Origin of the sequence: Pseudoalteromonas sp. SG43-3, assembly GCF_014164385.1 — a bacterium.
Taxonomy (GTDB): domain Bacteria; phylum Pseudomonadota; class Gammaproteobacteria; order Enterobacterales; family Alteromonadaceae; genus Pseudoalteromonas; species Pseudoalteromonas distincta.
Genome location: NZ_JACJFC010000001.1, coordinates 145,746 through 167,985, shown reverse-complemented (window position 1 = coordinate 167,985; position 22,240 = coordinate 145,746). Strand labels below are relative to the sequence as shown.

General features: G+C 40.7%; 18 protein-coding genes and 1 pseudogene. 6 read left to right on the top strand and 13 right to left on the bottom strand.

Features of this window, described 5'->3' with window-relative positions; translation table 11 throughout:
- Nucleotides 1-178: 178 nt before the first annotated feature.
- The 4 genes from H5157_RS00845 to H5157_RS00830 all read right to left on the bottom strand — a co-directional run bounded on the left by H5157_RS00845 (nucleotide 179) and on the right by H5157_RS00830 (nucleotide 3,526).
- On the bottom strand, nucleotides 179-412 hold the full coding sequence (locus H5157_RS00845; RefSeq protein ID WP_182723933.1) for a ChaB family protein: 234 nt from the start codon (nucleotides 410-412) through the stop codon (nucleotides 179-181).
- Between the two features lie 16 nt (nucleotides 413-428).
- Complete coding sequence (sodC, locus tag H5157_RS00840) at nucleotides 429-998, bottom strand: superoxide dismutase family protein (protein WP_182721471.1); 570 nt, start codon at nucleotides 996-998, stop codon at nucleotides 429-431.
- A 589-nt stretch (nucleotides 999-1,587) separates the two neighbouring features.
- On the bottom strand, nucleotides 1,588-2,082 hold the full coding sequence (locus H5157_RS00835; protein WP_002958042.1) for a general stress protein: 495 nt from the start codon (nucleotides 2,080-2,082) through the stop codon (nucleotides 1,588-1,590).
- A 211-nt stretch (nucleotides 2,083-2,293) separates the two neighbouring features.
- Nucleotides 2,294-3,526, bottom strand: coding sequence for a cytochrome C (locus H5157_RS00830; RefSeq protein WP_182723932.1), 1,233 nt, complete (start codon nucleotides 3,524-3,526; stop codon nucleotides 2,294-2,296).
- Between the two features lie 339 nt (nucleotides 3,527-3,865).
- On the opposite strand from H5157_RS00830, the gene H5157_RS00825 reads away from it, so the two are divergent.
- The 3 genes from H5157_RS00825 (at nucleotide 3,866) to H5157_RS00815 (ending at nucleotide 6,255) form a co-directional block, all read left to right on the top strand.
- Nucleotides 3,866-4,111: a DUF4235 domain-containing protein gene (locus H5157_RS00825; RefSeq protein WP_002958040.1), complete on the top strand. Its 246-nt coding sequence runs from the start codon at nucleotides 3,866-3,868 to the stop codon at nucleotides 4,109-4,111.
- 384 nt (nucleotides 4,112-4,495) lie between these two features.
- Nucleotides 4,496-4,804: a hypothetical protein gene (locus tag H5157_RS00820; protein ID WP_182711453.1), complete on the top strand. Its 309-nt coding sequence runs from the start codon at nucleotides 4,496-4,498 to the stop codon at nucleotides 4,802-4,804.
- Nucleotides 4,805-5,106: 302 nt separating this feature from the next.
- Nucleotides 5,107-6,255: a hypothetical protein gene (locus H5157_RS00815; protein WP_182723931.1), complete on the top strand. Its 1,149-nt coding sequence runs from the start codon at nucleotides 5,107-5,109 to the stop codon at nucleotides 6,253-6,255.
- Nucleotides 6,256-6,663: 408 nt separating this feature from the next.
- Here H5157_RS00815 and H5157_RS00810 read toward each other — a convergent pair whose 3' ends face one another.
- From H5157_RS00810 to H5157_RS00800, 3 genes are read right to left on the bottom strand one after another with little or no spacing between them, the layout of a single operon-like run.
- On the bottom strand, nucleotides 6,664-6,990 hold the full coding sequence (locus H5157_RS00810; RefSeq protein WP_182723930.1) for a hypothetical protein: 327 nt from the start codon (nucleotides 6,988-6,990) through the stop codon (nucleotides 6,664-6,666).
- Between the two features lie 27 nt (nucleotides 6,991-7,017).
- Nucleotides 7,018-7,377: a hypothetical protein gene (locus H5157_RS00805; RefSeq protein ID WP_182723929.1), complete on the bottom strand. Its 360-nt coding sequence runs from the start codon at nucleotides 7,375-7,377 to the stop codon at nucleotides 7,018-7,020.
- Nucleotides 7,377-8,399: a hypothetical protein gene (locus H5157_RS00800; RefSeq protein WP_182723928.1), complete on the bottom strand. Its 1,023-nt coding sequence runs from the start codon at nucleotides 8,397-8,399 to the stop codon at nucleotides 7,377-7,379. The genes H5157_RS00805 and H5157_RS00800 overlap by 1 nt, the downstream gene beginning before the upstream one ends.
- 305 nt (nucleotides 8,400-8,704) lie before the next feature.
- Here H5157_RS00800 and H5157_RS21035 point away from each other — a divergent pair.
- Nucleotides 8,705-8,950 (top strand): annotated as a pseudogene (locus tag H5157_RS21035) (hypothetical protein); the annotation flags it as partial.
- 984 nt (nucleotides 8,951-9,934) lie between these two features.
- Here H5157_RS21035 and gcvP read toward each other — a convergent pair.
- The 4 genes from gcvP to H5157_RS00780 all read right to left on the bottom strand — a co-directional run bounded on the left by gcvP (nucleotide 9,935) and on the right by H5157_RS00780 (nucleotide 15,245).
- The gene (gene gcvP / locus H5157_RS00795) at nucleotides 9,935-12,826 is read right to left on the bottom strand and encodes an aminomethyl-transferring glycine dehydrogenase (RefSeq protein ID WP_182719871.1); all 2,892 of its coding nucleotides are present in this window, start codon (nucleotides 12,824-12,826) and stop codon (nucleotides 9,935-9,937) included.
- 175 nt (nucleotides 12,827-13,001) lie between these two features.
- Nucleotides 13,002-13,391 carry a glycine cleavage system protein GcvH gene (gene gcvH, locus H5157_RS00790; RefSeq protein WP_002958029.1) on the bottom strand — a complete coding sequence of 130 codons (390 nt, stop codon included), beginning with the start codon at nucleotides 13,389-13,391 and terminating at the stop codon, nucleotides 13,002-13,004.
- A gap of 73 nt (nucleotides 13,392-13,464) precedes the next feature.
- Nucleotides 13,465-14,547, bottom strand: a complete 1,083-nt coding sequence (gene gcvT / locus H5157_RS00785; protein ID WP_024590230.1) for a glycine cleavage system aminomethyltransferase GcvT — start codon at nucleotides 14,545-14,547, stop codon at nucleotides 13,465-13,467.
- Between the two features lie 98 nt (nucleotides 14,548-14,645).
- Entirely contained in the window at nucleotides 14,646-15,245 is a 600-nt protein-coding gene (locus tag H5157_RS00780; RefSeq protein WP_182723927.1) for a hypothetical protein, read from the bottom strand.
- Nucleotides 15,246-15,371: 126 nt separating this feature from the next.
- Here H5157_RS00780 and H5157_RS00775 point away from each other — a divergent pair, with 126 nt between their 5' ends.
- On the top strand, nucleotides 15,372-16,217 hold the full coding sequence (locus tag H5157_RS00775; protein ID WP_002958025.1) for a LysR family transcriptional regulator: 846 nt from the start codon (nucleotides 15,372-15,374) through the stop codon (nucleotides 16,215-16,217).
- Nucleotides 16,218-16,429: 212 nt separating this feature from the next.
- Nucleotides 16,430-18,586, top strand: coding sequence for a TonB-dependent receptor domain-containing protein (locus tag H5157_RS00770; protein ID WP_182723926.1), 2,157 nt, complete (start codon nucleotides 16,430-16,432; stop codon nucleotides 18,584-18,586).
- Nucleotides 18,587-18,835: 249 nt separating this feature from the next.
- On the opposite strand, the gene rlmB is transcribed toward H5157_RS00770, so the two are convergent.
- The gene (rlmB, locus tag H5157_RS00765) at nucleotides 18,836-19,579 is read right to left on the bottom strand and encodes a 23S rRNA (guanosine(2251)-2'-O)-methyltransferase RlmB (RefSeq protein ID WP_002958023.1); all 744 of its coding nucleotides are present in this window, start codon (nucleotides 19,577-19,579) and stop codon (nucleotides 18,836-18,838) included.
- Nucleotides 19,576-22,071 carry a ribonuclease R gene (rnr, locus tag H5157_RS00760; protein WP_058154169.1) on the bottom strand — a complete coding sequence of 832 codons (2,496 nt, stop codon included), beginning with the start codon at nucleotides 22,069-22,071 and terminating at the stop codon, nucleotides 19,576-19,578. The genes rlmB and rnr overlap by 4 nt, the downstream gene beginning before the upstream one ends.
- Nucleotides 22,072-22,240 lie beyond the last annotated feature (169 nt).

Sequence of the window (22,240 nt, the reverse complement as noted above, 5' to 3'; positions counted from 1 at the left end):
ACGCAAATTTAAACCAAACTCACATTCGTGTTTAAAGCAGTACTTATGGTTTTGCTTACCAGTTTTTACTCAAACAGACTGCAAAGTATTGTATAAACATCGCAACTATAAAACGTCTATATAAAAAGCCGCTATATCAGCTATGGCGGCTTTTTAATGCTTAAGCTTTGTTGTTAGTTTAGTTACTCGACTTTACCCAATTTCCATTATCATTTTTGCTATAACTATTTTTAACCGCCGACCAAGCTACTTTGTGCGCTGTTGTTTCGCGGTCATCATCGTTTTTTCTATCGCTAGGGTCCTGATAGGTATCCCACGCACTATTAAACGCCTCTTGATATATCTCTTGAGCATGTTTAGGTAAGTTACTTTTTACCGACTCAGGTAATTCATCACGATTTTTATATGGCATAACTTCCTCCTTAGATTTACTCAATTACGCCACAAGCAACACGTTTGCCACCGCCACCTAATGGCTTTGGCTTATCTGCATAGTTATCACTTCCTTCGTGAATCATTACTGCGTGTTGTTTAAGTTTTTCAAGCGTGAGCCTTGGCGCTAAAACAGGCGATTTAGCTAGGCCACTTTCATTTACATACAACGCCGGTAAATCGCCTAAATGGCCATCCCCCCAAGGAGCATCATGATGCTCGCTAGCTTTTGGATCGAAATGCCCACCAGCGGCGCCCCCCGGCACAACTTTCTCGCCTTTTTTCTTGGGTTCACAACTAGCAAATTGGTGAACATGAAAACCATGCAGCCCCGGTGTTAAACCTTTTAAACTTGGTGAAAAAACAACACCGTTATCATTTTCTGTTAGTGTAATAGTACCTAGTGATTGCCCTTGGCCGGACTTAGTTACTTGGTGCATTTGAACTTTTACATTAGCCAGTGCACTATTTTGTAGTAACACACCGGTAAGTAGTATCGCAAAAGCTGGTTTTAAAACGCGGGTTAAAGGTCTTTTAGCGTTTGAATCAAACTGCAAACAATTCATCATCATCTCCTCGTTTAGTATCAAATTAATAAAGCAATAACGCTAAATTAAGCGACTATTAAACAAGTAGTTTCAATGTATATACCAGCCCTACGCGTAAACATGAATTTATGTATTATTTATTTTTAATCTATTGATTAAAAGGTAAATTTATAATTTTTATTAATTTTAAATAAATAGCTAGTTAATTAAAAAAACTGACTTTCACCCAAAAGTTAAACAAAAACCAAGGCATATTTACAAACAGAATGGCAACTTTACAAAACTCATAAAAGAAGATTACCGACGATCCAACCCAAAAAGACAAGCCAAGTTAAAAAGTAGCTATTAAAAAGGCCGTTATTATATAGGCGGTAGTTTCGAGAGTTGGTGTTGTTAGAGAGGCCTTACGACATGTAATAAAAAGCGCCTATCTAAATAAGTCTTTTCTATAATCAAAGCATGTTTAAAACCAATTTACTTATATATGGAGTTTATTTAATGATAAAAAATTACGTTAATATTTATAATTGCTCCGCCGTTAAAAACGAAAAAAAAGGTGAAACGAAGTTTCACCTTTTTAATTAATTTTGAAACTAATTAGTTAGCATTAAGCCGTAGAAACGTTACTTGCGCCTGCATTGTTAAGTATTTCTTCAATAGCGTTTTTGTTGTCACTATCGTACTTAACACCAATTAATATAGAGCCCTTTTCAATGGCATCTTCATAATATTTAATTTCGTGCTCAGGAATAAACGCACCAATTGCAGCACCTAAAGTACCACCTACTGCGGCGCCTGCGCCACCAGCAGCAAATGCTGCGACTAATGGTCCGGCAACTAATAAGCCCGTACCACCTGTTGCTACAGTACCTACTGCAGTAAAACCGCCAATAATTGCAGCAAGAATACCACCTGAAGCCGCGCCTACAAGGCCGCCTTCAGCCGCTTTTGTACCTTCGTCTACAGCAAAATCTTCCTTTGCGTATGAGTCGTTGGCTACAATGCTTATGTCAGCTTCATTAATACCTAAAGCTTCTAATCTATAAATTGCGAGTGTTGCTTGTGATGCACTTTCGAATAACCCAGTAATAACGGTACTCATAATAACTCCTTTATTTATTTAAGAAAATACACTTACTACTAAGCAAAACCCAAACCACAAATTTAACCAATAAAAATCAATATCTTACATAAATAATTGTATCAATTTACTTATTTAAAAGGTAAAAATTGCTAAGCTTTGTAAAAAACTCCTACCTAATATAAGAAAACTTACTAATAAGCAGTACACAGCTTTAACACAAAATAAATTATTACTTACTCCACGTAATTTCAGCTAATTGGTTGGTCGCTGTTTGATGAATGATCAGCCCATTATTCCCCATGCGCATATGCCTAATTAAGCCAGAGTAAACTCCTTCTTTACTCGGAATTTGCCAGCTCTGCATAGTTTCGGTATTAAGGTCGAACCTTACTAAGGTTTCAGGACGCTTGGCTGACTCGTTAAACCAAATGGCGTTATCGGCATATTCAATTGCATACGGGTGACTGTTTTCACCACTGGGATTATCCCACTGCGTTATTTTACCGTTTTTGGGGTTATAGCGGCCAAGTTTACCCATGCCAGAGTTAACATAAAAAACCATATCGTCAGGCGTAATGGCTAATCGCCTAGTATGCGTTTTAGCGCCTGGGAGTTTTATCTCACTAAGCTCCATGGTATTTTTATCAACTTTAACCAAACAGTTACTACCATTACACGACACCCACGGCGTACCTTTTGAATCAAGCTTAATACCATATGGCCGCGAGCCTTTAGTGGGTAAAGTAGCTAATTGAATATCGCCAGTTGTAGGGTCTAGCTTGCCAATCATATTGCTATGCTGGAGGGTAAACCAAAATATTCCGGCTTCATCAAATACACCAGTATGCGGGTCGCGGGCATTTTTATTTGGCATTTTATACACTTTAAATTTTTCGGTTTTTAAGTCTAAATATCCAACCGTGCCATTTTTATTGCCTAAAAACCAAGGGGTTTGATTTTTATCAAGCGACACACTGTGCGCATAGGTACCACTTGGCAGTGTGTACTCTTTCATATCGCCGGTTTGAGGGTCTAACCTGCCTAAAATATTACCCCACTGGCCAACCCACCAAATAAGTCCGTTTTTACCTTGCACCGGATCGCGAGCGCGCTGCCCAAGCGTTGGCACTTGCCAGTACTTAAAGCTAAGCTTTAAATCGCCGGTAACAACCTTAGGCTCGCGCTTAGTGTTAACAGGATAATGCTCAGCTAAATAAGCACTTATATCTTTATTAAGCGCGGTATCTGCGCCCGTATCAACCATATAGCTTATTAATGTTTGCCAGTCCTGCTGGCTATAACCCGCGCTGCGCTCAAGGTTAGTTAAACTATGGCAACTAGCACAAAGCTGCTCAACTAGCGGCCCCTTATCGTTGCTCAGCACTGGTAGCGGCACTGCCAAAGTGCCCGACACAGCCATTACCAAAACGTATTTATTAAATAAAAATCGATTTTTACTCATAACGCCCTCCCTTGTTTTTTAATATTAAAGCATAGGGTGAAAGTGTTTACTATCTGTACAGCAATGAGTGCGATAAGCCGCCTAGAAGGTAAGTTAAATTGCAGAGTTAATATCTAAAAAGAAGATTTTGAGCAGAGTTGCGCACGCTCTACAGTGGTTATTTAGCTTGTGTGAAAGTGTGATGTGAGTGTGGTTTTAAACGACTAATTTGTATAAAACAGGAACGCTATGATTTAAAAGCGCCTCAGCCTATCGGTACATAAATTGCTGTTATTAATATTCTTACTTAAAGAGTTATACATAAATAACGCTGCCGTTATTTATAAAAAGGAGAACATTATGAGTAATAAACAACTAATTACGACAATAGGTATAGGTCTCGCCGCTGCATCAGCAGGTATGTTAACAAGGAAAACTTTACAAAAATCGTGGGAAAAGGTTACCAACGAACCAGCTCCAAAAGATAGACCAAGCGAAGAAACAGATCTTAAAGAGGCCGTTACATGGGCAGTAGTCTCAGGTATTGGTGCGGGTGTTGCAAGAATGGCCGTACGCTACGTACTAGACAAACGCCGCTCCAAATAAACCTACCCAATTAATACCTCTTATAAGTATTAAGCGTAGTGTGGTGAGGCGCTAAAGGCGCCTTGCGACAACCACTCCCCAGTTGTCGCAAGCAACTTGGCAAAAGCCTAGGTTAAGGTTACTTAACTATTGAGCTAAAAAATATATTAATACCCAAATCGGAGTTCAGTGATGAAACTTAAAAAGTCGGATGACGCGGCTGCGCCACTTATCCGACCTACATAGGTTGAAAAACTGGAGGTGCCTTGCAACATGACCCTAAATTTTAAGCAGATACACTCTATTGGACATTAACTCCCTTTCAAAGTTGTTGCCTGCCTATAAGCTTGCGTATAATGCCCAAATTCCGGCTGCATTTTTTAGCCGCTAACTTGGATTTTGATAATGAAAAAACTCTCTGCAGTGCAAATAAAACAGCAAGCGCTTGTACTTAATACTGCTGAAAAATTAGAAGAGCAAGGCCGCGCTGAGCTCCCAGACATGCTGCAATGCTGGTTTGATGTGGAATATCACTTATTTCCAAGTTCACTACTGCTGTGTTTTCAGTTTGAAAACGAGCAAGCCTTAGCAGCCGCAGAGCCAGATTTATTAAAATGGCAAAAACGCTTAAGCGGCGCAATGCTTAAAAAAGGCGTGATTTTAAAGGATATGCGTAAACATTTAGTGTTTACCTTAAAAGGGCCAGATGATTAATAGAGGGTTTTAAAGGACTATAAAGCCTTTCGCTCGTATCGTCGAAGCGCATAAAACCATAATGAAAAGCCGTTGCATTGCTGTAACGGCTTTTTACTTTTATTAGAACTTAAAGTAGAACCTATAAAGATCAATTTTTGACTCAGGGATTTTTATTAGCCGATGATACTAATTGGCCGTTAAACAATACTAATGCACGGCAAAAGCAAATTTCAGTCGATTCAACGTTAATCGGTTGCCCTAAGTTAGTAATAATAGGATAGTAAATTACACATAAAAAATAGCCTTATATTAGGAATATTATGATCAAAGTATTATTAGCGACCAGCTTAATTGCCTCTTCATTCGCTGCTTTAAGTAATCCTTTAACTGTTGAAGAACAGCGTATCAACAAAGCCCAATCGGCAATGCCAAATGTTTTAAATGCATTTACCTCACAAGTATCAAATTTTGAGCAACAGTTTAAAGAACTTAACAACTTTAAAAGTGCAAAAGCATTAGTACAAAACTTTAGCTTTGAACTATGGGAAAACGCAAAACAACGCATAGCAAAAACCAATAACTACGACGACCGAGAGCTTTACTGGGCACGCTTGCTTTCAAGCAAAGTAATACGCACAACTTCACCTAAATTCTCAATTACGCAGACTCAACTAAATACTTTACTAACCCTACTTGAGGAAGGCAGTAGAGGCCGTACCGACCTTGCTTTTTCATCAGGCAGTACTAAAAAAATATTACTAACGGGTTTTGACCCTTTTTTACTCGATAAAAACATAAACCAAAGTAACCCCTCAGGTGTTGCGGCGTTATTACTCGACGGCCAAGTTATTAATTACAACGGCATAAGCGCAGAAATTAACACTGTTATGGTGCCTGTACGCTACGAAGACTTTGATCAAGGTATAATAGAGTCGCTACTTGCCCCCTACTACGCACTTAATAATGTAGACATGGTAGTAACCGTAAGTATGGGCAGAACAGAATTTGATTTAGAGCACTTCCCGGGTAAACGCCGCAGTGTAACCGCTCCCGATAATGCCAATATTGTGTATGGTGGAACGCAAACAAGCCCAGTAATACCAAAACTCAATGGCCGACCACTCCCAGGCAACGAGTTTGTAAAATTTAGCTTGCCTGTAACTTACATGCAACAAGCCAAAGGCCCTTATAAAGTTATCGACAATCATGAAGTCACCACGCTTGAAAAAACCTATAAAGCGCCTTCGTATGGCGAACTTAAAAATAGTATTGCGGTAAATGGCGGTGGCGGTGGTTACCTCTCTAACGAAATATCGTACCGAAGCATTCGCCTGCGCGATGCGCTTAATTCAAGTATACCTACAGGGCATATTCATACTCCACGTATACAACAATTCGAACCTGAAACAGAAGCTAAAATAGTAAAACAAATAAAGGCAATGCTAGAACAAAGCTTAGTCGCGCTATAGTTTATAACTACCAATTTAAGCGCGTAATAAAGGGCAATAATATTGCCCTTTTTTAAATGGAGTTACTAGGGGAAGGTTTTGCCTTTTTCTTAATCACAAAAGGCAAAAAGAAAGACCTGACCCTGCTGATTTTTGTTGGTACTAAACGATGACTGAGGCGAAAGCCAAGGGCCTTAATTAATCATCGAGAATGCTTAATTAAACTGCCTAAATTCATATGGGTGACTGGTACATATTCACACCAATCGACGTCATTGCTAGGTACATAGTCATATTTAAATTGAGTTTAAATAATAAAAACACTTGGTTTTTGAATAAATAAATCAAGAAAACACTGCTGCCTGCTTGACTGAAGCTTTCTAATGGGTGACAGGGCAGCTTTGGTTTTTCTATCGACTAAAGTCATTATTAAAAAAATAATGTAGATGAAAATATTAAAAGTACGCAAAGCATAAAAATTACAAAATACACTTTAAATAGTTTCGAGACTTGAGCTGGTACATTGTTTCTATCACTTAATAAATTATAACGTTTTGCATACCAATCAAATAAAAATACACTACCATAATGAAGTAAACCATGGAGCGCCATAAAAATATTTAGGGAGTAATAGCGGTTTCCTTGATCTAAAATATCTTCAACAATTCTGAGCTTTTTCCCTTTTAAATAAAAAGCTAAGGGTAAAATAATGATAAAAATGACACCTAGGCCAACACCGAAAAATATCAAATCCATTATTTAATCAACAAAGAAGAAAAACAGTCAATCTAAACCCAAATATGCAATAATGCATGCTAATAAAAACATAGAGCTAAATATTATAAATAAAATATAATAAAGCTTAAACCACACCTGTAAATTTTTCGGGACCTCTTTTCTTTTTTCTATTACTTTATAACGTCTTGCATACCAGTCGAATAGAAATATAGAACCATAGTGTAATGCTCCGCTACCAGCAGTTATGATATTTAATGAATAAAAACGGTTTCCATCATCTAGAGCATCCTCTATCAGACGTGTTTTTTTATCTTTTATAGCTATTAATATTGGTAATATTAAAAAAAAGAAAAGACCCGCAGATGTAAGAAATAGAGTTAAGAACCACAATTTAATAGGCTCCATTACTTTTCAACAACCTCATATATTAACTCGCCAGCAACCCCTCCAGCATGGCCTCCACCAAAACCTCCAAGTACACCACCTGTTCCACCCGCTACGATACCACACCACAAAAGGCTCGTTCCTCCGGATGGTAAACCAAAAACTACACTACATAATGTATAGGACCCAAGATAGCCTAACGCTGCACCTCCTAAAACTGCACCTCCAGCTTTGCCTGTCTCAACATACTTAGCCTTAGTACAAGCTTGCTCATTTCCTTCTGTGCATGCTTTTACAATATTTGCACTTGCCTCGACACCTGTCAGCGCAATCCCAACATACCCAACTCTTTTCAGGTTTTTGGCCATATTGGCTACTGTTTTATAGTTTTGGGCAAATTCAGGAATACTTTTAGCCATCCCACCTTGTTGTTGCCAATGATGTATCATGCTTTTAGAGCTTAATCCTAAATTTCGTCTTATATCACCCGCCACTAAACTTCCGCCTAAGGCTGGCTGAGCAAAGCGGCTTAGGGCTGTATCTAAACGAGTAAAAAGAAGTTTGCGCCTATGGAAAAACTGTTGGTTATTTAAATTGCCATGCGCATTGTATTGATTAACATATGTCTTTTCTAACTCCTTTAAAATCGCTTTAACTTGCCCAACGTGTGAATTCCAAGAGTTGTTAGCAACACCTAAATACAACCCATTATACTTAGCGACATTACTAAGCAGCTCATAACGCTTAGAAAGTATTTCTTTTTCATGCTCATCGAGCTCTCTTAGCTTTTTATCTACTTCAAGAGCTGAAGCCTGAAATTGCTGTTCTAGCTCAGTGCACTCCATTGTATTGATTGGCGATATCAACACGATCTGACCTGGCTTTGCATAGCCATCAACAATATGTGAGTTTACAAATTTAAAGTGTTTGAATGTCTTTTCAGAAGGGGTGTTATAGAGTGCAATTATTAAAGCATCGATACTCATTCGCTTTTCTACAATATGAATCGCGTAGTCGTTTGGTACTAAGAACTGATCAGTCATATTCGCTCCTTGCGTTATTAATTACTCTAAAAAGCATACTACATCATGTAGTTTTTTTACATATCTCAATGCTTACATATATTAAAAAATGAATCAATAAAACACCCTAGGATCCTTAGAAATACAATCTATAAAAATTATATTAATTTGTACAAAGGAGATGAGAGCGGTTCACGTCATTAAACAATACGAATGCACTTCAATATTAAAGCAAAGGCTTGCTTGATCAATGCAGTATAAAAAACATCTAAAATCGTCATCACTCAAGAAGGTGTTTTCACACCCTATTCCAATGTTCATCGCATGATAAAACCTATAAAGCCGGTTCGTACGGCGAGCTTAAAAATAGTATTGCGGTAAATAGCGACGGCGGTGGTTACCTGTCTAACGAAATATCTTACCGGAGTATTAGCCTGCGCGATGCGCTTAATTCAAGTATACCTACAGGGCATATTCATACCCCACGTATACAACAGTTCGAACCTGAAACAGAAGCTAAAATAGTAAAACAAATAAAGGCAATGCTAGAGCAAAGCTTAGTAGCGCTATAGTTTATAACAACTAGTTTAAGCGCATAATAAAGGGCAATAATATTGCCCTTTTTGAATGGGGTTACTAGGGGCAGGTTTTGCATTTTTTAATCACAAAAGGCAAAAAGAAAAACCTGACCCTGCTGATTTGTTTTGTGGTTTGAAGGGTTAAGCGTGATGCTTGGGGCACCGTGGGGTTCCAAGGGGCGGTCGGCGGCAGCCGCCCCTTGGTTGCCGCCAGCAATCTGGCAAAAAACCTTGAATAAGGTTTCTAATTTCTAGAAGTACGAAACGTATTCGCGTTATCTGTAATAGTAACCTCAAGCACCTATTCAAATACTTATTCGGGCTGCCGCCCGCGCGTCAGCAAGCTAAACGCCTACAATAAATAACACACACTCTTGGCTTTTAAGCGAGTAAGTATATTTGTGATTCGCTGGGTTTCGTTTCACTCTACCTAGAGGAAATACAGAGGGTCAGTCTTGCTTCTTGCCAAGACCAAACACCAACCTCACGTTTAACACCCTCCCCCGTCATCACGCCCTGAAAATAAGTAATTGATGAGTAATGCATTTCATGGATGAAATGAAAGCCATGCTTGCACATGGATGTGCTTTCATGGCGTTTACATTCACATCAATTGTGGTTTGAAGGAAATAGCGTGATGCTCGGGTGCGCTGAGAGTGTCCAGAGAGGGACCAGCGGCAGCCCCTCTTTGGCTGCCGTCGCCAGCGCGACAAAACCTTGAATAAGGTTTCTAATCCCTCAATGAGCCAAAAGGAAACAAAGTATGCGCCTTCAATAATTAAACATCTTTTGGGCTGCGCCCAACACGCCTGCAAGCTGTGCGTCTTGTATCTCTCATTGATAAATGATTAGCTATCATTTATCAATGAGAGATGGTATCTACAATGTTTAAACACACGCAAAAAAGCCGTTACATTGCTGCAACGGCTTTTTATAATTTTGATAAATTCCTCTCTACAGTGGAATTTTTTTCAAAAATTAGTCGCGATAAGTCTCTACCGCTGGGCATGAACATACTAAGTTACGGTCACCGTATACATCATCTATACGTGTAACGGTTGGCCAGAACTTGTTTTTAGCCACTGCAGGTACTGGGAATGCAGCGTAAAAACGGTCGTATGCACGATCCCATTCGTTACCTAACACGTCGCCTTGTGTATGCGGTGCAAACACTAGCGGGTTGTTTTCGATTGACCATTCGCCAGAGATTACTTTTTCAATTTCGCCTTTAATTGACACCATTGCTTCGATAAAGCGGTCAATCTCACCTTTTGATTCAGACTCTGTTGGCTCAATCATTAATGTGCCAGCTACTGGGAACGACATAGTTGGTGAATGGAAGCCGTAATCTTGCAAGCGCTTAGCTACGTCCATTTCAGTAATGCCTGATTGCTCTTTAAGCGGGCGTAAGTCAACAATACACTCGTGAGCAACACGGTTGTTACGACCACGGTATAAAATTGGGAAGTGCTTGCTTAGCTCATGCGTTAAGTAGTTAGCATTAACAATTGCCATTTCAGTAGCTTGTTTTAAGCCCTCTGACCCCATCATGGTGATGTAAGCCCATGAAATAGGTAAAATAGCGGCTGAGCCGTAAGGCGCTGCCGATACCGCACCGTTACCGATGTTAGTACCTGGTACGTTAATTACGCTGTGGTTTGGCATAAACGGCGCAAGATGCGATTTAACACCAATTGGGCCAACACCTGGACCACCGCCACCGTGTGGAATACAAAATGTTTTATGCAAGTTTAAGTGCGATACGTCTGAGCCAATAAAGCCTGGGCTTGTTACGCCAACTTGCGCGTTCATGTTTGCGCCATCCATGTAAACTTGGCCGCCGTGCTCATGAATAATGTCACAAATTTCGCGAATTGTTTCTTCGTATACGCCGTGCGTAGACGGGTATGTGATCATAATACACGATAAGTTTTCAGACACTTCCTCAGCTTTCGCTTTAAGGTCAACCATGTCTACGTTACCGTTTTTGTCGCAGTTAACTACTACAATTTTCATGCTCGCCATTTGCGCTGATGCAGGATTAGTACCGTGCGCAGAGCTTGGTATTAAACATACATTACGGTGTGCATCCCCTCGTGATTCGTGGTATTTACGAATCGCGATTAAGCCTGCGTATTCACCTTGCGCGCCAGAGTTTGGCTGAAGTGATACTGCATCGTAACCGGTAATGTTTACTAGCCAGTCGTGTAGCTCGCCAATCATTATTTGGTAACCCTCTGCTTGATCTAGCGGGCAGAATGGGTGAAGGTTTGCAAACTCAGGCCACGTAATTGGGATCATCTCGGCAGTCGCGTTTAGTTTCATGGTACATGAGCCTAACGAGATCATTGAGTGATTAAGCGATAAGTCTTTGCTTTCTAGTCGCTTAATGTAGCGAAGCATGTCTGTTTCGCTGTGGTAGCTGTTAAAGTTTGGATGCGTTAGTACTTCGTCGTCACGTACTAAACTTGCAGGGATAGACTCGCTGCCATTTGCTTCAACGTCTGCTGCAATAGCGTCAACACTTAGGCCATGGCCTTCGCCTAAAATAATATCGAATAACTCAGTAATATCGGCACGTGTTGTAGTCTCTGATACCGAAATTGAGTACTCGCCTTCGTGGTTTGTTGCAAAGTTTACGCCTTTTGCAATTGCACGCGCTATTACGTCGTCTTTGCTATCGCTTACTACTGTTAGCGTATCAAACCAAGTGCTGTGCTTAAGTGCAATGCCTTTAGCTTTAAGGCCACTTGCTAAAATATCAGCAAAGCGATGTATACGCTGCGCGATAGTTTTTAAGCCTTGTGGGCCGTGGTACACCGCGTAAAACGCTGCCATGTTGGCAAGTAATACTTGTGCTGTACAAATGTTTGAATTGGCTTTGTCGCGGCGAATGTGTTGTTCGCGCGTTTGCATTGCCATACGTAGTGCGTCGTTACCTAAACGGTCTTTAGATACACCAATAATACGACCTGGTAATGAACGCTTGTATGCGTCACGTGTTGCAAAAAATGCAGCGTGTGGACCGCCGTAACCCATAGGTACGCCAAAACGTTGAGCCGAACCAAGTACTACGTCTGCACCTAGTTTACCCGGCGCTTTTAACAGTAATAAACTCATTATGTCGGCAGCAACACAGGCAATCGCCTTTTTGCTTTGTACGCCAGCAATTAGGTCAGTTATGTCTACCACTTCGCCCGATGTAGTTGGGTATTGGAACAATGCGCCAAAAATGTCGTGGTTTACGGCATCTTCTGCTTTACCTACAATTATTTCAAATCCAAACTGCTCGGCACGCGTTGTTACTACGTCGATTGTTTGTGTGTGTACGTCGTCGGCAATAAAAAAGGCATTGGCTTTTTTAGCTTTTGATACGCGTTTTGCAAGGCCCATAGCCTCTGCAGCCGCTGTTGATTCGTCAAGTAGTGACGCACTTGCTAAATCAAGACCGGTTAAATCTAGGGTCATAGTTTGGAAGTTTAATAATGATTCTAAACGCCCTTGTGCAATCTCTGGCTGATACGGTGTGTACGCTGTATACCAACCTGGATTTTCTAGTACGTTACGTAAAATTACGTGCGGTACGTTAGTTGGGTGGTAGCCTTGGCCAATGTACGATTTGAAAACTTTATTTTTGCTTGCTACTGATTTTAAGTAGCTTAGTGTTTCAACTTCAGTACGGCTTTGTCCAACTGTTAACGGTTGCTCTAGACGAATGCTAGCCGGTACAGTTTGGTCAATGAGCTCTTGCACACTCGATACTTCTAAAGCACTTAGCATATCGCTTACTTGTGCTGGGCTTGGCCCAATATGGCGGCGAATAAAATCTTGCTTTTGCTCTAGTTCTTCAAGAGATTTGGCGTTTGACATGTGTCCAGATTCCTATGATCCAAAAAATGTGGCTACTGCTGATGGGTAAACAGCAATAACTTAAAATTCTTATAATTTAACAGCTTACTTTGTATGGAAAAGTTAACTGTAAAATCATAAAAGCCCCGATATCTAAATAAAACACACGGGGCTTTTAGTTATCTACAAAGAATAATTATTCTTCGTCGATAGTGTGCGAGTAACCTTCAGCGTCTAATAAGTTGTCTAGCTCAGACTCGTCAGATGCTTTAATACGGAATAACCAACCGTCGCCGTAAGCGTCGTTGTTTACTGTTTCTGGTGAGTCTTCAAGTTCTTCGTTAATAGCAACAATTTCGCCACTGATAGGTGCGTAAATGTCTGATGCTGCTTTAACTGACTCTGCTACTGCACAGTCTTCGCCAGCGTCTACTTCGTCGCCAACTTCTGGTAATTCAACAAATACCATGTCGCCAAGAAGTTCTTGTGCATGCTCAGAAATACCAACAGTAAATGTACCGTCGCCTTCGTTACGAACCCACTCGTGTGAAGGTGCGTATTTTAACTCGCTAGGAATGTTGCTCATTTTATTTGTCCTTTGGTTTATATTGGGAGGATATCAATCACTGTAATTACACTGATTGATATAACCAAATTATTTAAATTATTGATTTACCGTTACGTACAAAGCTAGGCTTTACTACTTTAACGTTTACTAATTTTTTACGCATTTCTACTTGAGCTGTATCGCCTGTTGAACGTGGTACACGTGCAAGGGCTACACTAAAACCAAGTGTTGGTGAAAAAGTACCAGAAGTAATAATACCTTCACCACCATCAACAATTACTTTAGAACCGCTACGCAAAACGCCTTTTTCTTCAAACACTAAGCCAACTAGTTTGTCAGTGCTTTTTTCTGCGCGTTGCTTAACAAGTACGTCACGACCAATAAAGTCACGATCTTCTGGTTCCCATGCAATGGTCCATGCCATGTTAGCTGCAAGTGGTGATACGCTTTCGTCCATATCTAGGCCGTAAAGGTTCATACCTGCTTCTAAACGTAGCGTGTCGCGTGCACCTAAACCAGCAGGTTTAACACCTGCGTCTAGCAGTTGTTGCCATAAATCGGCTGCTTGGTCGTTCGGTACTACTATTTCGTAACCGTCTTCGCCAGTATAACCCGTTGTGGCAATAAATAAATCACCTACTTGAACACCAAAAAATGGCTTCATACCTTCAACAGCGGCTTGTTGCTCAGCATTTAAAAGAGTAGCTGTTTTTGCTTTTGCGTTAGGGCCTTGCACTGCAATCATTGCAAACTCTGGGCGCTCTGTAACAGTTACGTCAAAGTCGCTCGATACGTTAGCCAAATGCGCTAGGTCTTTTTCGCGCGTCGCTGAGTTAACAACTAGGCGGTAAAACGTTTCACTAAAGAAATAAATAATTAAGTCGTCTATTACACCGCCTTGCTCGTTAAGCATGCCTGTGTAAAGCGCTTTGCCTGGTACGGTTAATTTTGCAACGTCGTTAGCTACTAGCTTACGTAAAAATGCTTTTGCTTGAGGCCCTTCAATATCAACAATAGTCATGTGTGATACGTCAAACATACCTGCGTCGGTACGTACGCTATTGTGTTCTTCTATTTGTGAGCCGTAGTTGATTGGCATTTCCCAGCCATGAAAATCAACCATTTTTGCGCCCGCTTCTAGGTGCTTAGCATGTAGTACAGTTTTAGAAGTCATAACATTCCTTCACGTTTAAATTAACCCTGTTTAGGGCGTGGCTTAAATAGATATAAAAACAGGTAAACATTGTTATGCTCGCCTGTTGTTTTTATTCGTTATGCGGCTTCACTATGCATAAGTGCAAAGCCTTGCGCTTGCATGTAGCTTTGCCATTTTTGTAATTCTTGTTGTTTAGCTACTAATACAAAGTGTTGTTCGTCGTTTTTATCAATGGCGGTAATAAATACATCACCGCTTTGTGCACCGTAGCAAAGTTGCGCGTCAGAAAGGCGCAAACCTGGTGTTAATTTAAAAGCATTAACTAGGGTATCAAATGCGTTGTCGCCACTTAAAATAAAGCTTGCTAGGTCGGTGCGTACTACATAATCAATATCAAAACGTAATTGCTGCTTGTTTATAAGCGCTTGTAGTTGAAGGCTTGCGTTGTGTGGTAGTACGAATCTAAAGGCGGTTTCGCTAAAGTAATAAACAGCAAAACTGTAGTCAGAATTATAGTCGCCATCAAGCGTGCCTTTTAAGCCTAAACCGCTGGCGGTAAGCTTAGTTAAATCAAGGCCTAAAATAGTGCTTAAAAATACACTGGTTTCGGTTCCGCTAAAATCCATTACAACGTGATTGTTGTTAGTTTGCAAAGCGTTAGTAACCGCACTACTTGCGTTGCTGTGGCGGGCAAACATTATTGGGTTAAAAGTCATAACAAACACCTGTGTATTTTCGATTACAAAAGTATATTGCCCACGTCTATCAACAACAAATTGTAATTATTTATCAATTGATAAATAATACTTATATATATGGCTATATAAATTGTAATTTTAAATATGAAAAACATATCAACAGACGGTTTACGTACTTTTGTAATGGTAGTTGAAATAGGCGGCTTTGCTAAAGCAGGCGATTTACTTGGCCTGTCGCAACCTGCTGTAAGTTTGCAAATCAAGCGCTTAGAAGACGTGCTTGGCTATAAACTATTTAAAAAACAAGGGCAGCGCCAAGTATTAAACCAGTACGGCGAGCTATTATTGCCTATGGCAAAACAAATGATGCAACACAACGATGCTATTTTGCAGCAGTTCACCTCAGAAAACATTGCAGGTAAAGTACGTCTGGGTATTCCGAGCGAATTTGCAGCGCGTATTTTACCCTCAATTATTGGCGACTTTGTGGCGCTCTACCCAGAGGTGTCGTTAGAGGTTAAGTCGCGTTTAAGTAAGCATTTGCTTTCGGCTTCTCGCCAAGATCAGTTTGATTTAGTACTTGCGCTAAATGAGCGACTCAACTCTGATAAGTTTCCTATTTTTATGCAAGACGAACTAGTGTGGGTGGGCGATCTGTCACTTGCGCATAATGAGGTGGTTACCCTAGTTACCGCACCAGAGGGGTGTATTTATCGTCGCCGTGCTACTGATGCATTAAAAAGTGCAGGCATTAAATACCGAATAGTTTATAGCAACGCCGATTTAACCGGCCTTATTGCTGCATTAAAAGAAGGCTTAGGTATTACGGTACTTGCCAAAAGTACAGTACCGAGTGAGCTTAACTATCAGGTTCAAACCAAGCATTTACCAGCTCTTGGTAATATTGGTATTAGCTTGGTTAAAAGTTCGGGTGAGTCGGAAAATGCGGTAGATAAACTCGCTGAATTTATAGCTCTACGCTTGGGCTAGCGCTTACGTAGCACATATAATTCGTTCAGCCTTTATAGTTAGTAAAACAATTACAAAACAATACAAAAGAAACAATTTAGTTAATTAAGTTGCATAAGCAGGTGTTTTTAGTTCTATTAAACTGAATAATTAAATAGTTAATAACATTGATTCGCATTCGTTAACGTGTTCAAATTACGCCAATTAAGATAATTGACATGATTAGGAACACAATGAACCCTAAGTTTTTAGTATCTACTTTGGCAACTGCGGTTGCTTTGTCTTTTAGTGCTACTGCAATAGCAAAAGACACCAGCAATAAAGAACAACGCTTTGAACAAATTACTGTTATTGGCTCTCAGCAGGCAATTAACGATATTCCTGGTTCAGCTACGTTTATTTCTGAAGAAGATCTGCAAAAATTCCAGTTTACCGATATTTCTCGCGTTTTAGCGTCTGTTCCGGGCGTTTACGTGCAAGAAGAAGACGGTTATGGCCTTCGTCCTAATATTGGTATGCGCGGTACAGGTACTGGCCGTAACGATAAAATATCAGTAATGGAAGACGGTGTATTAGTTGCACCAGCACCATATTCAGCACCTTCTGCATACTACTTCCCTACTATGGGTCGTATGGAATCTATTGAAGTATTAAAAGGCGCAGCCTCAGTTAAGTACGGCCCGCGTACTACAGGTGGTGTTTTAAACTTACTTTCGCGCAGCTTACCAACTGAGCCAAATAGCTCAAAAGGTATGGTAGATGCAGCCCTCGGTAGCGACGGTTACTACAAAGGCCACGCTTACTTTGGTAAAGAAAAAAATAACACAGCGGGTTTAATTGAAGTATTTACTTACGGCGCAGACGGCTTTAAAGAGCTGCCAGTAGGCAATGACAACACCGGCTTTGAAAAAACAGATTTACTATTAAAGTTTGGCCATACGTTTGGTCAAAACGATGCGCATAATCTTGAGCTAAAAATTAAGTACTCTGACGAAACATCAGACGAAACATACATGGGCTTAACTGACGAAGACTATCAAGAAAGTCCTTACCGTCGTTATGCTGCATCGCAAAACGATGAAATGAATACTCGCCATAACGCATACCAACTTAACTACGCGTACCGTTTTGGTGATGGCTATGAATTTTTAGCAACGGCTTACTTAAACGATTTTCATCGTAACTGGTATAAAGCCAGCAGCGTAGGTTTAAGTACTCTTGAGCAGTACAGCGATTTTGAAGTAAACCCAACAAGCGAAGGCATTGAAGGTATTGGTGTTAAAGCTAATAACCGCGACTACCAAGCTAAAGGTATTCAGTCTGAATTACATATTCCTGCAGGCGATCACTATGTGACTGTTGGCGTACGTTACCACGAAGACGAAATGGATCGTTTTCAGTGGGAAGACAAATACACACTTAATCAAGACCTAAGCTTAACGCTTACAGAGCAAGGCGTTCCGGGCTCTGATAGCAACCGCGTAGATAGTGCAGAAGCAAGCACCTTGTTTATTCAAGACGAGTGGACAATTGACGCATTAGTAGTAAGTGCAGGTCTTCGTTATGAAGACATTACCATTACTCGTGAAGAGTGGTCTAAATCAGATCCAACACGCAGCAACGGTTTAACTAAAGATGTGTCGAACGACACTGAAATTTTAGTGCCGTCACTAGGTGCTACTTACACACTTAACGAAAGCGTAACGCTACTTGCGGGCATTCAAAAAGGGTATGCACCAGCAGCACCTGGTAATGCTGACCAAGAAGAAGAAGAAAGTGTAAACATTGAGTTTGGCACTCGCTTTAATATGGATGGCTTTAGCGGTGAAGTAATTGCCTTTTACTCAGACTACGACAACATGCACGGTAACTGTACTGCAGCGGTTGGTTGTAGCGACGACAACATTGGCGACCAATACAACTACGGTGAAGTAGAAGTAGCGGGCTTTGAATTTAGTGCAGCACGTACGTTTGCAACTGATACAGCTATGTTCCCAGTTAAATTAACGTACACCTACACAGACTCTGAGTTTAAAAACGATTTTGATTCAGAAATTTGGGGCGCGGTAGAAAAAGGCGATGCAATGCCTTACGTACCAGAAAACCAAGTAGCGTTATCGTTAGGTGCTGAGTTTTCTGCGTTTGTAGTTAACAGCCAAATACGTTACGTATCTGATGCGCATGCTAACTTAACTGAGGCGGGCTTAAACGCAATTGATAGCCGCGTAGTATGGGATTTAGCTGCTAAATACTTAATCGATGAAAATCAAAAAGTATACCTAAGCGTTGATAACTTGTTTGATAAAACATACGTTGCTAACCGTTCAAACGGTGGCATTCAGCCAGGTAAGCCGCGTACGGTACAGATGGGCTACACTTATAGCTTTTAAGCTTAAAGCACTACACATCTAAATTATTGCCTTGTTATTAAACCGTTTACCTGCGCTTTGTATAGGAGAATGTTTCACTAACAGCGTTGATAATTTTTTATGTAAGATCACTACACATCTAAATTATTGCCTTGTTTTTAAACCGTTTACCAAAGCTTACAAAGTTAAAGCGTAAATTACAGACACAAAAAAGCCGAGATTGAATTTCAATCTCGGCTTTTTAATACATAAAACTTATCGTTTTATATATTAGTTATTTGCGTTACGTTGGCGTAATACTTCAAACAAACAAATACCCGTGGCTACCGATACGTTTAAGCTTGAAACAGTACCCGCCATTGGGATTTTAACAAGCATATCGCAATGCTCACGCGTTAAGCGTCGCATGCCCTCGCCCTCTGCGCCCATAACAATAGCCATTGGCCCCGTTAAGCTTGCATCAAATACGTGGTTATCAGTTTCGCCAGCGGTACCTACAACCCATACGCCTGCATCTTTAATTTCGCGAAGCGTACGTGCAAGGTTAGTCACTTGAATAAGCGGTACTGTTTCGGCTGCGCCACAGGCCACTTTACGTGCAGTACCGTTAAGCTTAGCCGATTTATCTTTAGGTACAATCACAGCGTGAACACCTGCCGCGTCTGCACTACGTAGGCATGCGCCTAAGTTATGCGGATCGGTAATACCATCAAGCACAAGTAAAAACGGTGTGTCTTCACGAGCGATTATCGCATCAAGATCTTTTTCATTAAACGTTGGCGCTGCTTTTACGTTAGCAATAATACCTTGATGCTGCTCACCTTTTGATTTGCTATCAAGGGCTTTACGCTGCATAAACTGTACTGAAATACCAAATTTACGTGCTTCATCAATAATCGGAGTTGAGCGTTTGTCGTCACGACCTTTAAGGGCGTAAATTTCTACAAAGCGCTCTGGTTCGCTTTCTAAAATTGCTTCAACAGAATGAAAGCCAAAAATTAATTCATTACTCACGTATTGTCTGCTCCTGGGCTAGTACGTTTGCGGGCATTTTTGCCTGCTCTTTTAGGCTTTTTAACGGCCTTCTTCTTTGGTTTTTTCTTTACGGCAGAGTCTGCTGCTTTTTTATCTGCAGGTTTTGTTGCAGACTTATTTGCAGGCTTGCCTTTATCTTTATTTGCTGGCTTTTTTTTACCTTTTGGTTTGTCATCGCTGTGCGACTTTTTACCTGGTACTTTGCCTGCTTTTAATTGCGAACGCACACTTGCTGGCGCATGCTCAGACTTACCTGAACCTTTTTTAGGTGCACGACGACGTGAGTACCTGTCTTGTGCAACATCGCCTTTAAGCGTTAAGTTTATACGGCGATCGTCTAAACTAACCGACGCAACTTTTACTGTTACTTTATCGCCAAGGCGATAAACTTTGTGAGAGTGCTCACCTATTAGGGTGTGTTTTGCAGCATCATGCGCAAAAAACTCGTCGCCTAAATTAGTAACGTGTATAAGCCCATCAATTTGTAAATCATCTAAACGAATAAACAAACCAAAGTTAGTGACCGATGAAATAACACCATCAAACTCTTCACCTACATGGTCTTGCATAAACTCACATTTAAGCCAATCAGCTACTTCGCGAGTTGCATCATCGGCGCGGCGCTCTGTTGTAGAACACTGCTCACCTAGTTGATCAACTTCATCGTCGGTATAAGCGTATTCGCCAGACGTTTGCTGACCTTGTGCTTTTATTACTGCTTTAATAGCACGATGCACTACTAAATCTGGGTAACGACGTATTGGCGATGTAAAATGCGCGTAAGCCGATAACGCTAAACCAAAGTGACCAATGTTATCTGGCTGATATACAGCTTGTTTCATTGAACGCAGTAACATAGTTTGAATAAGTTCAGCTTCTGGGCGGTCACCTAGTCGCGCTAATACTTGCGTTATTTCTTTTGGTGTTGGCTCGTCGCTTAATGTACTTTCAATACCTAACTCGCCTAAAAACTTAGTAAAGTTACCTAGTTTTTCTTGGTCTGGTTCGTCATGCACGCGATAAAGCGCGCTTGCTTCGTGCTTTTCAAGAATTTTAGCCGCTGATACGTTGGCTAAAATCATACATTCTTCAATGAGTTTGTGCGCGTCGTTACGAATAACAGGCACTATTGATTCTATTTTACGCTGAGCGTTAAATACAAAACGTGTTTCTAGGGTTTCAAACTCTATGGCACCACGGTCTTGGCGTGCAGCTTTAAGTGCCATGTACATTTGCTGTAAATCAGTTAAATGTGGCACAACGGCTGAGTATTCTTCGCGTAGTTTTTCGTCGTTTTGTAAAATGGCATTTACTTTGGTGTAAGTTAAACGTGCATGCGAGTTCATTATCGCTTCGTAAAACTTATAACCGGAAAGTTTACCCGCACTCGACACGGTCATTTCGGCAACCATACATAAGCGATCTACTTTTGGATTAAGCGAACATAATCCGTTAGAAAGCACTTTTGGTAGCATCGGAATTACTTGCTCAGGGAAATACACTGAGTTACCACGCAAAATTGCTTCTTTGTTAAGCGGCGTGTTCATTCCTACGTAATGCGATACATCAGCAATAGCAACCCATAAGCGCCAGCCACCTGATTTTTTAGGTTCACAATATACGGCGTCATCAAAGTCGCGTGCATCTTCGCCATCAATAGTTACAAGTGGTAAATCACGTAAATCTACGCGACCTTGTTTGTCAGCTTCTTCAACAAATTCACCTAGATGAGCAACTTGTGCTTCAACTTCTTCTGGCCATACATGTGGAATATCGTGATTGCGCAGTGCAACTTCAATTTCCATACCTGGGGCTAAATGCTCACCAAGTACATCTATAACTTTACCTACCGCGTTCATGTTACGGCTTGGGTTTTGCGTAATTTTAACCTGCACCATTTGGTTGTGGCGGGCACCGTTTTCGTTGCCTGGTAAAATCATTATATCTTGCGTTATGCGCGGGTCTTCAGCGACTACCACAGCAACACCGTGCTCAACAAAGTAACGGCCAACAATTGGCGCGCGCTCGTTAGTAAGCACTTTTATAATACGTGCATCGCATTTTGAGCCAGAACCACGTTTAGTGCCTTTAGCTAGTACAATGTCGCCATGTAACACCATATTCATTTGGTGCTTAGCAATAAACCAATCTTTACTCTCGCCTTCAACTTCTAAAAAGCCGAAACCGTCTCTGTGGCCTATTACTTTGCCTTTGGTTAAACCGGCTTCGTCAATTAGGGCGTAGCATTTAAATTTATTGAAATACAGCTGTCCGTCACGCTCCATAGCGCGAAGGCGGCGTTTAAATGCTATTTGGCGTTCGTCATCGTTTACTGCTAGTTCTTCACATAATTGCGCGTAGTTAGCAGGCTTTGAACGCTCTTGAAGGTGAGTAAGTATAAACTCACGACTAGGGACTGGGTTTTCGTACTTTTCTTGTTCTCGACTGAGATTTGGATCTTGGTTTGACATTCACTATCTTGTTAGTTGGTTATGTAGGTATTTTAACCCATATAGTTATAATGAGACAGGTAAAAGCTATTAAACTTTTAAGAAAGCACTTTTACCTTGCTGTATAGTTTAAAAATCTAGCGCAATGGGGCTTAACGATCCCTTAACTGCAAAGTGTTTAGTCATCTCG